This is a genomic window from Ruegeria sp. HKCCA5763 (assembly GCF_013034545.1).
GTDB lineage: Bacteria > Pseudomonadota > Alphaproteobacteria > Rhodobacterales > Rhodobacteraceae > Ruegeria.
In genome coordinates this window covers 193,295-207,501 of the sequence record NZ_WQGF01000002.1, presented here as the reverse complement: position 1 = coordinate 207,501, position 14,207 = coordinate 193,295, and the positions used below count along the sequence as shown (strand labels likewise).

Sequence of the window (14,207 nt, the reverse complement as noted above, 5' to 3'; positions counted from 1 at the left end):
AGCCTGGTTCGGCTGCGCAATCAGCCAGTTGGATCACACCATCATCTCTTTTGTCGCAGTCAGGTTCAGAGCCGGATAGTCGCGCACGACTCGGTCGATGTCCCATTGCAGGCGCGTCAGATAGACGATGTCACCGTCATGATCATGTGCGATGTGCTGCTTGTTGGCGTTGACGAACTTCTCGACCTCGGCCTTGTCACCGCTGACCCATCGGGCCGAGGTGAATTGCGACGCCTCGAACCGAACGGGCAGACCGTATTCCATCTCGATCCGGCTGGCGAGCACTTCGAATTGCAGCGCGCCGACGACGCCGACGATAAAGCCCGACCCGATCGAGGGTTTGAACACTTTGGCCGCGCCTTCTTCGGCAAACTGCATCAGGGCTTTTTCCAGATGCTTGGCTTTCATCGGATCGCCCGCACGCACGCCCTGCAGCAGTTCCGGCGCAAACGAAGGAATACCGGTCACGCGCAGTGCTTCGCCTTCGGTCAGTGTGTCACCGATGCGCAGTTGGCCGTGGTTCGGGATGCCGATGATGTCCCCGGCCCAAGCCTCTTCCGCCAGTTCGCGGTCGGATGCAAGGAACAGCACCGGGTTCGAGATCGCCATGGGCTTTTTGGACCGCACATGCGTCAGTTTCATACCACGTTTGAAGTGACCTGAAGCCATACGGACAAAGGCAACCCGGTCGCGGTGCTTGGGGTCCATATTGGCCTGAACCTTGAAGACAAAGCCTGCGACTTTCTTTTCATCGGGCGCAATCTGACGCGGTTCAGCCGACTGAACTTGCGGCTGTGGGCCATAAGCACCGATACCTTCCATCAGCTCTTTGACGCCAAACGAGTTGATCGCCGAACCAAACCAGATCGGGGTCATGTGACCTTCCAAAACTGCCTGCGGGTCAAGTGCTGGCAGCAGTTCACGCGCCATCTCGACCTCTTCCAGCAGTTTTTCCAGCAGATGCTCGGGCACATGTTCGGCCAACTTCGGGTCGTCCAACCCGTTGATTTCGATGCTTTCCGCCACCTTGTTGCGGTCTGCGCGGTCCATCAACTCCAGCCGGTCGCGCAGCATGTCGTAACAGCCGATGAAGTCACGGCCCACGCCAATCGGCCAAGCGGCTGGCGTGACGTCGATGGCCAGCATCTCTTGAATCTCGTCGATGATCTCGAACGTATCGCGGCTTTCGCGGTCCATCTTGTTACAGAAGGTCAGAATCGGCAGATCGCGCAGGCGGCAAACCTCGAACAGTTTCTGTGTCTGGCTTTCCACACCTTTCGCACCATCGATCACCATGACGGCCGCGTCTACCGCAGTCAGCGTGCGATAGGTATCCTCGGAAAAGTCGCTGTGACCGGGCGTATCCACCAGATTGAAGCGGAAATTGTCATAGTCGAACGACATCGCCGATGCCGAGACCGAGATGCCCCGATCCTTTTCCATCTGCATGAAGTCAGACCGTGTCCGCCGTGCCTCGCCCTTGGCGCGCACCTGACCGGCCATCTGGATCGCGCCCCCGTAAAGCAGGAACTTTTCCGTCAGCGTCGTCTTGCCCGCATCCGGGTGCGAGATGATGGCGAATGTCCGGCGGCGGGCAATCTCGGGCGGCAGGGTGGGTTGGTTCGAGGTATCAAGCATGAGCGCGCGTATATGCGGGGAAACCTGCCGAAGCAAGACAAAGGGGGTGGTTCGAATCGTGAGGGTATGGCAATAAGAACATATAGTGAACAAATAATGGAGAGGATCAATGAATTTGAAAGAGATTGCAGATGAACTGGTCGCCGGATGCCGTGAGGATCGCGCCAAGGAAAACCTGTCAAAGCTATACGCTCCGGATGCTGTTTCGATCGAAGGGCAGGATTTTCAGGGAATGGGGCGCGAAACCCACGGTGTGGAAGCCATACGTGGCAAGCATGAGTGGTGGGAAAGCGTCCATGACGTGTCGGGCGCATCAGTCAGTGATCCATTTCCCCATGGCGACGACCGCTTTGCCGTTATCTTCGAAGTGCAAGGCACTGTGAAAGAAACCGGCGAAGCCTTTGATATGCGCGAGGTGGCCGTTTACCACGTGGCCGACGGCAAAATCGTGCGAGAAGAGTTCTTTTACTGATCAACGATCCGTTTCTGGTCTTCCCTGTCTGGCCGGTGCTAGACATGCGGCAATGACTGACAGGGAGGATCCGATGGATCTGGGAATTCAAGGAAAGCGCGCGCTGGTTTGCGCCAGCAGCAAGGGATTGGGGCTGGGCTGCGCAGAGGCTCTGGCAGAAGCGGGCGTTGATCTGGTGATGAACGCCCGTGGTTCTGACGCGTTGGAGGCTGAGGCCGCGCGACTAAGGTCAGAGCACGGCGTCGAGGTGCAAGCCGTCGTGTGTGACGTGACAACTGCCGAGGGTCAGGCCCAGGTGATCGAATCCGCGCAGGGCGTTGATATTCTTGTGACAAATGCAGGTGGTCCCCCTCCGGGGCTGTGGTCAGACTGGGATCGTGATGATTTCATTGAGGCGTTGGATGCCAACATGCTAACGCCAATTGCGTTTATGAAAGCACTGTTGCCCGGAATGATCGACAAAGGATGGGGGCGTGTCGTCAACATCACTTCACAGTCGGTGCGTGCTCCGATCCCGGCCTTGGGTTTGTCGAATGCAGCGCGTACGGGGCTGACTGGATACGTGGCGGGTACGTCGCGTCAGGTTGCGCCCTTTGGGGTCAATATCAACAACCTGTTGCCGGGCATTCATGCCACCGATCGGGCGGATTCTTTGGATGGCAGTGTCGCAGCGCAACAAGGTATTTCGATCGATCAAGCGCGTGCAAATCGAGCCGCCACTATCCCTGCACGTCGTTACGGTACACGGCAGGAATTTGGTGCTGCTTGCGCGTTTCTCTGCTCGAAACAGGCGGGTTTCATAGTTGGGCAGAACATTCTGCTGGACGGTGGCGCCGGAAACATGACGATGTAAAGATGGCTCAGAATTTCTCTTTAAAAGACCAGTTGTTTAATGCGGAAAAAACCCGCTATCTCGCGGGGTTGTTTGATGCAGCTGACGCGTCTTTTGATGCCGAGGCGTTTCATGCGCAGGTTATGTCGCGCCTGCTGAAACTGGAACTGAAAGAGAGAATGGTGTGGATTTCAGACTGCCTGCAACAGGCAGTGCCGGGCGATTTACCAGCGGTTGCCCCTGTCATCCTGCGCGCTTTGCCGCCGCCTTTGGACCCCTCGAAGACAGATGATGATTTCGGGGATTTCATTTTTGGACCGTTGGGCGAGTGGGTTGCAGAGATCGGGCTGGATCACGTTGATCTGGCTTTGGATGTGCTGGAAGAGTTGACCCAGCGGTTTTCCATGGAATGGGCCATTCGCCCGTTTCTGAACCATGATCCAGACGCCGTACTAAAGCGAATGCAGACATGGTGCAGCCATGACAGCTATCATGTGCGCCGGTTGGTGAGCGAGGGCACGCGGCCCCGGTTGCCTTGGGGACAGGGGATTGGTCTTGATCTGGCAGATCCGCTGCCGCTGTTGGACCGGCTGCACGGGGACGGCACACGCTATGTTACCCGGTCTGTGGCCAATCATTTGAACGACATCACCAAGAAAAACCCTGATCTGGTTCTGGAACGCTTGGAAAAGTGGCGCGCTGATGGACGGCAGAACGTGGCTGAGTTGGACTGGATGACCTCACATACGTTGCGCGGACTGGTCAAAGCAGGACACCCCGAGGCGATGAAGGTTTTGGGGTATGACCCTGAGGCCAAGGTGGCGGTGTCAGTGGATCTGACCTCAGAGGCCCGGATAGGCGGGGCGCTGGAGTTTTCAGTTGCCCTGACCGGCGCAGGCGAGCAGCCTGTTCTGGTGGATTATATCGTTCATTTCCAACGTCCTGGTGGAAAAATCTCAGCCAAAGTGCACAAACTCAAACAGGCGTCGCTTAAAAATGGCCACTTGCACCTGAGTAAACGACACAAGCTGAAGGGCGACGCCACAACGTTCAAACTGGTGCCCGGCGCACATCGGCTTGAGGTGCAGGTGAACGGCAAGGTCCGCGCGGGCGTGGATTTCGAATTGCTGGGCTCGACCTGAAAAGAAACACTCACGCTTTTGTCAAAAGCAAAGGCTTTGGATTGCTTGGCGCGGCTTGCTGCATTACCTGCGAAGAAACCATGTTTGAGGGGAAGACTGCGATGAAGCACGAGTCGGTGCAGAATTACTATGGTGAGGTCCTGCAAAGCAGCGCGGACTTGCAGACCAACGCGTGCTGTACGCCTGATGACATGCCGGATCATGTCAAAAAGATCCTTTCGAAAATCCATGACGACGTGCTGACCCGGTATTACGGCTGCGGTCTGATCGCGCCTCTGGATCTCGAGGGCATGTCGATCCTCGATCTGGGCTGCGGCGCGGGGCGTGACGTCTATGCCTTGTCGGCTATGGTGGGTGAAAACGGGCGGGTTGTCGGTGTGGACATGACGCCCGAGCAATTGGACGTTGCCCGTGCGCATCAGGACTATCACGCCCAAGCCTTTGGCCACGCCAAAAGCAATGTAGAATTCCATCACGGTTATATCGAAAAGCTGGATGAGCTGGATTTGGAGCCCGGATCGTTCGACATCATAGTGTCGAACTGCGTGATCAACTTGGCGACCGACAAGGATGCGGTTCTGCGCGGAGCGTATCGGCTGCTGAAAGAGGGTGGCGAGATGTACTTCTCGGACGTTTACGCAGACCGCCGTATCCCGCAGGCGATGGCCGAGGATGAAGTGCTGTACGGCGAATGCCTGTCGGGCGCGTTGTACTGGAATGATTTCCTGTCGATGGCCCGTAAGGCCGGTTTCGGTGATCCACGACGCGAGACTCACCGTCCGTTGACTATCGAAAATCCCGTGCTCGAAGCACGTGTGGCACCGCTTAAGTTCCTGTCGGCCACGTATCGATTGTTCAAACTACCCGCGCTGGAGCCGGCTTGCGAAGACTATGGGCAGGCGGTGGTCTACAAGGGCACCGTGCCCAACGCACCGCATGAGTTTGTTCTGGACGATCACCACATCATCGAAACCGGCAAGGTCTTTCCGGTCTGTGGCAACACGTGGATGATGTTGCAGGATACGCGTTTCGCGCGGCACTTTGATTTTATCGGTGATTTCTCGACCCATTACGGCATCTTCGAAGGCTGCGGTGGCGAAAGCCCGTTCGAAGCCGTGGGTGAGACAGCATCTTCGGGCGGTGGTTGCTGCTGATCCCTTGCACCTGAGGGGCGGGGTTGCTATCCCCGCCTAAGCCCGATGGATTTGATCGGGAAAGGCAATTGGGGTCCATCGGTGACAGGTAACGTAACTCCTCCACGTCTGGAAATTCGCGATATTATCCGCCGGTTCGAAGGGCGGGTTGTGGTGGATGACGTGTCACTGACCGTTCAGGCGGGCAAGGTGACGTGTTTGCTGGGGCCGTCGGGCTGCGGCAAATCCACGACGCTGCGCATGATCGCCGGGGTCGAAATGCAGGACTCGGGCGAGATCTACGTAGATGGCAAGCTGATCTGCGACACGGTTTTCAGGGTGCCGCCGGAACGGCGTGAGATTGGTCTGATGTTTCAGGATTTCGCGCTGTTCCCACATTTGAGCGTGGCCAATAACGTGGCGTTTGGCTTGAAGGGCAGCAAGGACGAAAAACGCGCCCGGGTTGAAGAATTGCTGCGCAAGGTAGACCTGATGCGCTTCATCGACGGATTTCCGCATCAGTTGTCGGGCGGGGAGCAGCAGCGTGTGGCACTGGCCCGCGCATTGGCACCACGACCCCGGATCATGTTGATGGACGAGCCGTTTTCCGGCCTCGACAACCGCCTGCGTGATGGCATTCGGGACGAAACGCTGTCTATCCTCAAGGAAGAGGACGCCGCCGTTCTGCTGGTCACGCACGAGCCGGAAGAGGCGATGCGCATGGCGGATGAGATCGCGCTGATGCGGCGTGGTAAGGTGGTGCAGCAAGGCGCACCCTATAACGTTTACACCCGACCAGCGGATAAAGCCGCCGTGGCCTTTTTCAGCGATGTCAACGTGTTGCGGGCGCAAGTGAATGGGGCTTTGGCAGATACGCCGTTTGGTCAGTTTCTTGCGCCCGGCATCCCGGACGGCACGGATGTCGAGATTGTATTCCGCCCGCAGCATGTCAAACTGGATTTTGACCGCAACGGAAAGGGACCTTTGCCCACGCCGACAGATGGTGTGGCTGCGCGGGGTGTGGTCGAGCGCGCGCGCTTTCTGGGAAATGAGAGCCTTGTCGAGTTTCGCATGGATTACGACGGCTCAATTCTGAAGGCGACGGTTCCAAATGTTTTTGTACCGGGGCCGGGTCGCGTTATGTGGCTGACCATTCGCCGTGACAAATGTTTCGTTTTCCCTGACAGCAAAAGCTGATCTGACGATTTCCGCCTGAGTGGTGCGCGAAAGCCTCAGAATGCAGGCCTGCGTCGCTTGCCGCAACGCAGACCGGGGTCTATCAAGGGCCAAACGCGGGGGTAAATCGAGCACATGCGTATTCTTCTGACCAATGACGACGGAATCAATGCTCCGGGCTTGATCACGCTTGAGGCAATCGCAGCCGAACTTGCCGGACCGGATGGCGAAGTTTGGGTGGTTGCGCCTGCCTTCGAGCAATCCGGGGTCGGGCATTGTATTAGCTATACCCATCCCACGATGATCGCCAAGCTCAGCGAGCGACGCTATGCGGCCGAAGGGTCGCCTGCGGACTGTGTATTGGCTGGGTTGCATGATGTAATGGTGGACTGCCCGCCGGATTTGGTCTTGTCGGGCGTAAACCGGGGCAACAACTCGGCTGAGAACACACTTTACTCAGGAACCATTGGTGGTGCGATGGAAGCGGCGCTGCAAGGCGTGCCGGCAATTGCACTGTCTCAGTATTTCGGCCCACGTAACCTGGGGTTGGATGATCCATTTGAGGGCGCTGCGCGCTTTGGCGCCGACCTGGTCCGGCGTATTCTGGATGCCACTCCGACAGAGCAGGGTGATTACCGCCTGTTCTACAACGTGAATTTCCCGCCTGTGCCAGCGGATGAGGTGCTGGGCACACGCGTAGCGGCACAGGGTTTCCGGCGTGATACACATTTCTCGGTCGAGCCACACAGTTCGCCCTCGGGGCGGCGGTTCCTGTGGATCAAGGGCGGTTATCAGCACAACCCGACGGCGCCGGGTACCGATGCGGCGGTCAATTTGGAAGGTTACATTTCGGTTACGCCGATGCGCGCCGACTTGACCGCGCATGACATGCTGGAGGCATTGAAGGCAGTCGAATGAGCGGACTGGACCCCGAAACCGTAATGCAGTTCCTGTTTGCCCTGCGCAAAAGGGGCGTGACCGATGCGCGTGTTTTAGCGGCAATGGAGCAGGTGGATCGGGGGCGGTTTGTCACTGGCCTGTTTGCGGATCGCGCTTACGAGGACATGCCGCTGCCAATCGCCTGCGGTCAGACAATCAGCCAGCCTTCGGTTGTCGGGCTGATGACACAGGCGCTGGATGTGCGGGCGCGGGACACCGTGCTCGAGATCGGAACCGGCTCGGGCTATCAGGCGGCGATCCTGTCGAAACTAGCGCGCCGTGTCTATACCGTCGAACGTCACCGGCGGCTGGTGAGCGAAACGGGCAAGCTGTTTACCGATTTGGGCCTGACCAATGTCACCGCCATGTTGTCTGATGGATCCTTCGGTTTACCGGAACAGGCACCGTTTGATCGGATCATTGTGACAGCCGCAGCCGAGGACCCTCCGGGCCCGCTCTTGGCGCAGCTTAAAATCGGGGGTATTATGGTTTTACCCGTGGGGCAGTCGGATGCGGTGCAGCAGTTGATCAAAGTGACACGCACTGAAACCGGTCTGGACTATGATGAATTGACGTCAGTTCGTTTTGTGCCTCTGCTTGAGGGACTTGGGAAGGACGAGAAGTAACAGGCTTTGTGAGTTGGTCGCCGGAACCCCGGAAAACAGGGGCAGGCTTTGAGGACAGAATTATGAAAGCAGTATCCAAATCATCTATGCGCCGCTGTGCAACCGGACTGGTCGCTGTGGCAGTTCTGGCCGGGTGTGAAGGGCCTCTGGACTATGATTTGCGCGGGCAAGTCGGCGGGTTCTCGACCACCGATGCGGCGCTGTCGGCCACTACGTCGCGGCCCAAACCGGACAGTCGGGGCGTGATCACCTATCCTAACTATCAGGTTGTCGTCGCCCGACGAGGCGACACGGTGCGGGACGTAGCCGCACGGGTGGGCCTGCCGGAAGAGGAATTGTCACGCTTTAACGGTCTGCAGACAACCGACACCTTGCGCGAAGGCGAAGTGCTGGCGCTGCCGCGGTCAGTGGGTGCAGGAAGCGGAGTGGATATCGCCTCGGTGGCCGGAAATGCAATCGATCAGGCCCCGGATACAAACTCGGTTCAGACAACGACGTTGGAACCTGCGAAACCAGCGACATCCCCGGCTCCAGTGACCTCGGGGCCGGAGCCGGTTCGGCACAAGGTGAAGAGGGGCGAGACAGCCTATACCATCTCGCGGCTCTATCAGGTGCCGGTTGAAGCCTTGGCGGAATGGAACGGGTTGGGGTCAGATTTCACCGTGCGCGAAGGTCAGTTTCTGCTGATCCCGGTCAAGAACCAACCAGCGCCAAGGCAAAGCGCTGCTGCCGCAGCACCTGTTGCGGCAACGGAAGTGACCGAGCCGGGGCAGGGCTCGCCCACGCCGACGCCGCCAAGCGCAACGCAGCCTCTGCCTGAAGAAGATGTTGCGCCGCTGGCCGAGGCCCCCGATGTGACGGCCGAAGCCCCAACCAATACGCGGTCTTCAGCTTTGTCTCTGCCGGTAAGCGGCACCATCATTCGTGGGTATAACAAAGGCAAGAATGAAGGTATCGACATCGCAGCGGCACCCGGCACGGCGGTGACGGCGGCCGACGCGGGCACTGTTGCGGCAATTACGGCGGACGCGGATCAGGTTCCGATCATCGTGGTCAAGCACAAGAACGATCTGCTGACAGTCTATGCCAATGTCGATGATATCACCGTCAAGAAAGGCGACCGGGTACGTCGTGGCCAAAAGCTTGCGCAGCTGAGGGGCGGAGACAATGCCTATGTGCACTTTGAAGTGCGCAAAGGGTTCGAGTCAGTCGATCCAGAGCCTTACCTGAAATAAGGGCAATAGCCCGTTTCGGGCCATGCTTTTTGCGCAAAGACTAGGAAAAGATGAAACCTGTCAATCGTTTGGGTCGTAATCGCTCAGGCGTTTGCCGGGTTCATCGGCAAAGACTTCCGGCAGAGGTAAGACGGATTCGATCAGGTCGATACGGAAGACCCGGAAACCCTGACGCAGCTCGCACCAGGCCGTGAGGGTCCAGACGCGGCCCCAATACTCCATGTGCAGCGGGCGGATAGTGCGGTTGGTGAGAACCCCGTCGATTCTGCGATAGGACAAGCGGAGTTTCTGGCGTGATTTGATGGCCGCGCGGATCGGGGCCATATGTGCCAGCCCGCGGGCGGCATCGGCAAAGGGGTAGACTGCGAATTTCCACGTGTCAGCTTCGGCCACAACCTGCGTCGGTAGAACCGCGTCGATTTTGTCAGCCAGCGCGTTGGCGGCGGCTTTAAGTTCCGGGTCGGCAGCTTCCGCCACGATGGCCATGCCAAGGTTCAGCGCCTCAAGCTCGGCTGGGGTCAGGTTCAAAGGGGGCAGAGTAATCTGCTCGCGCACCATGTAGCCTACGCCGCGCTCGCCTTCGACCGGAACACCCGAAGCCACCAGCGTGTCCATGTCGCGATAGATGGTGCGGACCGACACCTCAAGCCGGTCCGCAATGTCCTTCGCACGGTGCAGTTTGCCGTCGCGCAGGATCTGGATGATATCAAATAGGCGATCCGTGCGGCGCATGTCACGCCGCCCAGACTGCGCCTAGGCAGTCATGTTCCATAGCACTTTCTCGTGACGCATCTGAATGCTTTCAGGGTTGATGGCCGCCATCATACCGGCGCAAAAGTCCTGTTGTGGGAATTGTGCGGCGGCGTCCTTGGCCGCCTTCATGTCCGTCCAGATGACATAGTCAGTCCAGCGACCGTCTTCGCCCTGGCTCAACTGGCGGTGGGCAAAGCCCGGTGCGCTGCGCACAAAGGCTTCTGAGGCTTGGCTGAGCTTCACAAACTCTTCCGGTGTAGTGCCATTGGCGAGGGTGAAGGTGACGATTTCAGCAACATGGGTCATTTGGGTCTCCGTTGACCAGGTTTCGATACCGTCTACTTATGCGTACCCAACTGACATAAACCTGTCAGTTGAGAAATACGAGCCCTTAGATTCTTTCAGATCACATCAAATTTTGCCTTCAATCCGCTTCTGATCTCTTTTTACAAAAAGCCTCCGGGCGTAAACACAGAGCCAGTTCATATTCCCGGCGTTCATTCGCGCCGACGAAAAAGGAGAAAAGACATGCTCAACAATATCGGCCTTCCCGGTCTTCTGCTGATCGCCGTTGTGGTTCTGGTTCTGTTTGGTCGCGGCAAGATCAGCTCGCTGATGGGCGAAGTTGGCAAAGGCATCACCGCGTTCAAAAAAGGCGTGAAGGACGGAACGGAAGAGCTGGAACAGGATGCGTCCGAGATCGCCAAGGACGTGACCCCCGAAACCGAGAAAGACAAGGCGTAAGCGCAGATGTTTGATCTGGGCTGGACCGAACTTCTGGTCATCGGCATCGTCGCCCTGATCGTTGTGGGGCCGAAGGACCTGCCGGTGCTGTTCCGCAATGTCGGGCGTTTTGTCGGCAAAGCCCGTGGCATGGCGCGCGAATTCAGCAGCGCCATGAACGAGGCTGCGGATCAGGCTGGCGTGAACGAGATCAAGAAAGGTCTCAACGCCGCCGCGAATCCTGTGGGTTCTGCCGTGGACGGTGTCAAACAAGCCGCGCAGGACATGGCAAAAAGCATCGATCCCACTAAATTCGATCCTGACAGCGAAACCGGCAAACTGGCGGCAGAACGGGCCGAGCAGGCCAAGAAAATTCAGGCCACCACAGCACGTGCCGCTGCCGAGCGCAAAGCCAAGGAAGCCGCCGACGCACTGGCCAAGGCGGAAGAGGCCGAAGCCGCGCTGAATACTGAAAGCAAGACATGAGCAAGACCGACGAGATCGAAGATACCTCGGCGCCCCTGATCGAGCATCTGGCCGAGCTGCGCACACGGTTGATACACTGTGTCGTGGCATTTCTGGTCGGTATGATCATCTGCTTTACCGTGGCCACGCCGCTTTTTAACTTTCTGACAAATCCCCTGTGCGAGGTTCTGACCGAGCGTGGACAGGATTGCGGCCTGATTTTCATCTCGCCGCAGGAAGGTTTTTTTGTGGCTATCAAGGTCTCGTTGCTGGGCGGGTTTATTCTGGCGTTTCCCTATATAGGGATGCAGATGTGGCGCTTTGTGGCGCCTGGTCTCTACAAGTCGGAAAAGAACGCGTTTTTGCCCTTTATGCTGGCCTCGCCCTTCATGTTCCTTCTGGGCGCAAGCTTTGCGTTCTATGTCGTCACGCCACTGGCCTATGATTTCTTTCTTGGGTTTCAGCAGTTCGGCGCCGAAGGTGAAGCCGTAGCAGATGGTGCAACTGCTGCACCCCTGAGCGTTGTTTTCCAGGGCTCAGCACAGGAATACCTGAACCTGACGATCAAGTTCATCGTGGCTTTCGGACTGTGCTTCCAACTGCCGGTTCTTTTGACCCTCATGGGCAAGGCGGGACTGGTCAGCGCCGAAGGGCTGGGTGCCGTGCGCAAATATGCCGTCGTAGGCATTCTGGTTTTAGCGGCCATTGTCACGCCCCCTGACGTGATCACTCAGATCATCCTCTTTGTTGTGGTTTATGGTCTCTACGAAATTTCGATCTTTTTGGTAGCCCGGGTTGAACGGAAGCGAGAAGAACAATTGCGCGCCGACGGCTACTACGACGATGAAGAGGCCGAAGCGGATGAAGACCTTATGCAGGAGTTCGAAGACAAGAAGTAATCTGCTGAGAAAACAACAAAGGCGCGCCACATCTGGGCGCGCCTTTTTCGTTGGTGGGCCTTGTTGCGTCAATCAGAACATGCTTTGAACCCATCAGAATTGACCGGAGGACCCGATGGACGACCAAGCTTTGAACCGCATCGCCGCTGCATTGGAACGCATGGCACCGGCGCCTCTGGCAACGCCGGATTTCAACGCGGCACCGGCTTTTGTCTGGCATGTGGAACCAGAACGTCTGGAACCGGTGGAGCAGGTCAACCGCGTCGATTTGGACTTATTGGTCGGCATCAACCGGTCGCGCGATACCTTGCTCGACAACACACGCCGGTTTGCTGCCGGGTACAAAGCGAACAACGCGTTGTTGTGGGGCGCTCGGGGAATGGGGAAGTCCAGCCTGGTAAAGGCCGTCCACGGCACGCTCAGCACGGATCACCCGGATCTGAAACTTGTAGAGCTACAGCGTGAAGATATGGCTTCAGTCGCGCGCCTGTTGAATCATCTGCGCCCCGCCCCGTACCGGTTCATCCTGTTCTGTGATGACCTGTCGTTCAGTCATGATGACCAGCACTACAAGTCGCTCAAGGCCGTTCTGGATGGAGGCATCGAAGGCCGACCCGAGAACGTGGTGTTCTATGCCACTTCGAACCGCCGTCATCTGATGCCACGGGATATGATCGAAAACGAACGCTCCAGCGCCATCAACCCATCCGAGGCGGTTGAGGAAAAAGTCTCGCTGTCCGACCGTTTCGGTCTTTGGTTGGGTTTCCATCCCTGTGATCAGGACGAATACCTTGCCATGATTGACCGGTATTGCGCGGCCTATGGTGTGTCAGCCGATGCAGATACCCTGCGGGCTGAAGCGATCGAATGGCAAGCTACGCGCGGTTCGCGCTCGGGCCGTGTCGCATGGCAGTTCTTCGTCGATCTGGCCGGGCGCAATGGCGTCCATATCGCCTGATCCCAGCTTCATCTGGCTAAAAATACCTCCGCCGGAGGCATGGCCCGATAGGGCCATTTCCTATAGCAGCGCCAGAATGCGCGCGGCTTCACTTGCCGTGCTGTTCAACGCATCCCGGTCTTCTCCGGGATGAAACCTTGCACGTACAGCGGTGGGCATCGGTGCAGGTTCGACAATTGAAACGCGCGGACCGGTGCGTTCGGTTTCCGCGGCCCAGCTACGGGCCAGAGCCATCTGCGCCGCCTTGGTGGCCCCATAGATGCCATAGAATTTTTCACCAACCTTCGGATCGTCAAAGAACACCGCGTGGCCGTTTTCACCCAGCAGGGGCGTAACGTAGGGAATCAGAACCGAGGTCGCATTGGCGTTGGTGTCAACGGCCTTTGCCCACTCTTTGGGATCAATGAAATGAGCCGGTGTCAGGGCCGAGGTATGGATCGCTGTGTGCAACCAAAGATCCACCTTGCCCCAACGGTCGTGAATTCCTCTGCACAAGGTTGCCATGGCATTTGGATCGGTGATGTCCATAGGGGCCAGCGTTGCCGACCCACCCTTGGCCTTGATCCTGTCGTCCAGCTCTTCCAGCCCGCCGGTGGTGCGGGCAACGGCGACGATATGATATTCGGGCGCCAACGCTTCGGCCAGGGCAGCGCCCAACCCGCGAGAGGCCCCGGTGATAAGGGCGATTTTGGTCTGATCGGTCATGGCTGCGGTTTGAACCCCTGCGCGCGGGGCGTCAAGTCGCGATTAGCTGCCGGGAATGGTGATCCGCTTGGTCTGGCCGCTTTGTCGCAGCATAATGCCATGTTCATCAATCGCAACAACCGTACCCGAAGCAACCCGACTGCCGGTTTTGACCTCTTTTACTCGTCCCGACGAAAGTCGCATGAGGGCCCGCATCTCGGCCTTTGGTCCAAAGACGCCAAGGACCGACACGGAGTTCTTCTTCAACGCGCCCCGCTGGGTGGCCGCGCTTTTGACTGTTGCATTCGACATGATCTGCGGCCTGGACCGTAGCCCAAACCCCTTTTTAGTGAGTGGTGTGGGCCAACTACCAAAACCAAAGCGCAAGCAAAAGCGCATCACACACAGATGTCATCGAGAAAAAAATGCCCTACGAAAAAGCCCCTGAGATCACACGGCATTCACCGCTGAGTTGTGGCAAAAAACCACTCATCGAAACGGCCCGAACTGAATGCTGTCGTCACGTTACCAA

General features: G+C 57.8%; 17 protein-coding genes. 12 read left to right on the top strand and 5 right to left on the bottom strand.

The genetic code is table 11. The features are described 5' to 3' along the window. Positions 1–33: 33 nt before the first annotated feature. Complete coding sequence (locus GOV89_RS05380) at positions 34–1,638, bottom strand: peptide chain release factor 3 (protein ID WP_171237704.1); 1,605 nt, start codon at positions 1,636–1,638, stop codon at positions 34–36. A gap of 109 nt (positions 1,639–1,747) precedes the next feature. Between GOV89_RS05380 and GOV89_RS05375 the strand changes: the two genes are divergently transcribed. From GOV89_RS05375 to GOV89_RS05340, 8 genes are all read left to right on the top strand, one after another. Continuing rightward, positions 1,748–2,110 (top strand): nuclear transport factor 2 family protein, encoded by a 363-nt coding sequence (locus tag GOV89_RS05375; protein ID WP_171237703.1) that lies wholly within the window; start codon positions 1,748–1,750, stop codon positions 2,108–2,110. A 73-nt stretch (positions 2,111–2,183) separates the two neighbouring features. Next, the gene (locus tag GOV89_RS05370) at positions 2,184–2,963 is read left to right on the top strand and encodes an SDR family oxidoreductase (RefSeq protein ID WP_171237847.1); all 780 of its coding nucleotides are present in this window, start codon (positions 2,184–2,186) and stop codon (positions 2,961–2,963) included. 2 nt (positions 2,964–2,965) lie between these two features. Further along, on the top strand, positions 2,966–4,084 hold the full coding sequence (locus GOV89_RS05365; protein ID WP_171179895.1) for a hypothetical protein: 1,119 nt from the start codon (positions 2,966–2,968) through the stop codon (positions 4,082–4,084). Positions 4,085–4,185: 101 nt separating this feature from the next. Next, on the top strand, positions 4,186–5,238 hold the full coding sequence (locus tag GOV89_RS05360) for a methyltransferase domain-containing protein (protein ID WP_171179897.1): 1,053 nt from the start codon (positions 4,186–4,188) through the stop codon (positions 5,236–5,238). Between the two features lie 45 nt (positions 5,239–5,283). After that, positions 5,284–6,414 carry an ABC transporter ATP-binding protein gene (locus GOV89_RS05355; protein ID WP_171237702.1) on the top strand — a complete coding sequence of 377 codons (1,131 nt, stop codon included), beginning with the start codon at positions 5,284–5,286 and terminating at the stop codon, positions 6,412–6,414. A 114-nt stretch (positions 6,415–6,528) separates the two neighbouring features. Then, entirely contained in the window at positions 6,529–7,311 is a 783-nt protein-coding gene (surE, locus tag GOV89_RS05350) for a 5'/3'-nucleotidase SurE (protein ID WP_171237701.1), read from the top strand. Next, positions 7,308–7,958: a protein-L-isoaspartate(D-aspartate) O-methyltransferase gene (locus GOV89_RS05345; RefSeq protein ID WP_171179903.1), complete on the top strand. Its 651-nt coding sequence runs from the start codon at positions 7,308–7,310 to the stop codon at positions 7,956–7,958. Before surE ends, GOV89_RS05345 begins: the two co-directional genes overlap by 4 nt. A 62-nt stretch (positions 7,959–8,020) precedes the next feature. After that, positions 8,021–9,193 (top strand): M23 family metallopeptidase, encoded by a 1,173-nt coding sequence (locus tag GOV89_RS05340; protein ID WP_171237700.1) that lies wholly within the window; start codon positions 8,021–8,023, stop codon positions 9,191–9,193. A 60-nt stretch (positions 9,194–9,253) separates the two neighbouring features. On the opposite strand, the gene GOV89_RS05335 is transcribed toward GOV89_RS05340, so the two are convergent. Together GOV89_RS05335 and GOV89_RS05330 are read right to left on the bottom strand one after the other, a co-directional pair. After that, positions 9,254–9,925 carry a YafY family protein gene (locus GOV89_RS05335; RefSeq protein WP_171179907.1) on the bottom strand — a complete coding sequence of 224 codons (672 nt, stop codon included), beginning with the start codon at positions 9,923–9,925 and terminating at the stop codon, positions 9,254–9,256. A 21-nt stretch (positions 9,926–9,946) separates the two neighbouring features. Further along, positions 9,947–10,252, bottom strand: a complete 306-nt coding sequence (locus GOV89_RS05330) for a hypothetical protein (protein WP_171237699.1) — start codon at positions 10,250–10,252, stop codon at positions 9,947–9,949. Positions 10,253–10,474: 222 nt separating this feature from the next. Here GOV89_RS05330 and GOV89_RS05325 point away from each other — a divergent pair, with 222 nt between their 5' ends. The 4 genes from GOV89_RS05325 (at position 10,475) to GOV89_RS05310 (ending at position 12,991) form a co-directional block, all read left to right on the top strand. After that, positions 10,475–10,690 carry a twin-arginine translocase TatA/TatE family subunit gene (locus GOV89_RS05325; RefSeq protein WP_171179912.1) on the top strand — a complete coding sequence of 72 codons (216 nt, stop codon included), beginning with the start codon at positions 10,475–10,477 and terminating at the stop codon, positions 10,688–10,690. Positions 10,691–10,696: 6 nt separating this feature from the next. Then, positions 10,697–11,155, top strand: coding sequence for a Sec-independent protein translocase protein TatB (tatB, locus tag GOV89_RS05320; protein WP_171179914.1), 459 nt, complete (start codon positions 10,697–10,699; stop codon positions 11,153–11,155). Further along, positions 11,152–12,033, top strand: coding sequence for a twin-arginine translocase subunit TatC (gene tatC, locus GOV89_RS05315; protein ID WP_171234397.1), 882 nt, complete (start codon positions 11,152–11,154; stop codon positions 12,031–12,033). The genes tatB and tatC overlap by 4 nt, the downstream gene beginning before the upstream one ends. 115 nt (positions 12,034–12,148) lie before the next feature. Further along, a complete protein-coding gene (locus GOV89_RS05310) occupies positions 12,149–12,991 on the top strand; it encodes an ATP-binding protein (protein WP_171179918.1) in 843 nt (280 codons plus the stop codon). 60 nt (positions 12,992–13,051) lie between these two features. Here the strand turns inward: GOV89_RS05310 and GOV89_RS05305 are convergent, their stop codons facing one another. Both GOV89_RS05305 and GOV89_RS05300 read right to left on the bottom strand, forming a co-directional pair. Beyond that, the gene (locus GOV89_RS05305) at positions 13,052–13,696 is read right to left on the bottom strand and encodes an SDR family oxidoreductase (protein WP_171237698.1); all 645 of its coding nucleotides are present in this window, start codon (positions 13,694–13,696) and stop codon (positions 13,052–13,054) included. 42 nt (positions 13,697–13,738) lie between these two features. Beyond that, positions 13,739–13,987: a hypothetical protein gene (locus tag GOV89_RS05300; protein ID WP_171234395.1), complete on the bottom strand. Its 249-nt coding sequence runs from the start codon at positions 13,985–13,987 to the stop codon at positions 13,739–13,741. Positions 13,988–14,207 lie beyond the last annotated feature (220 nt).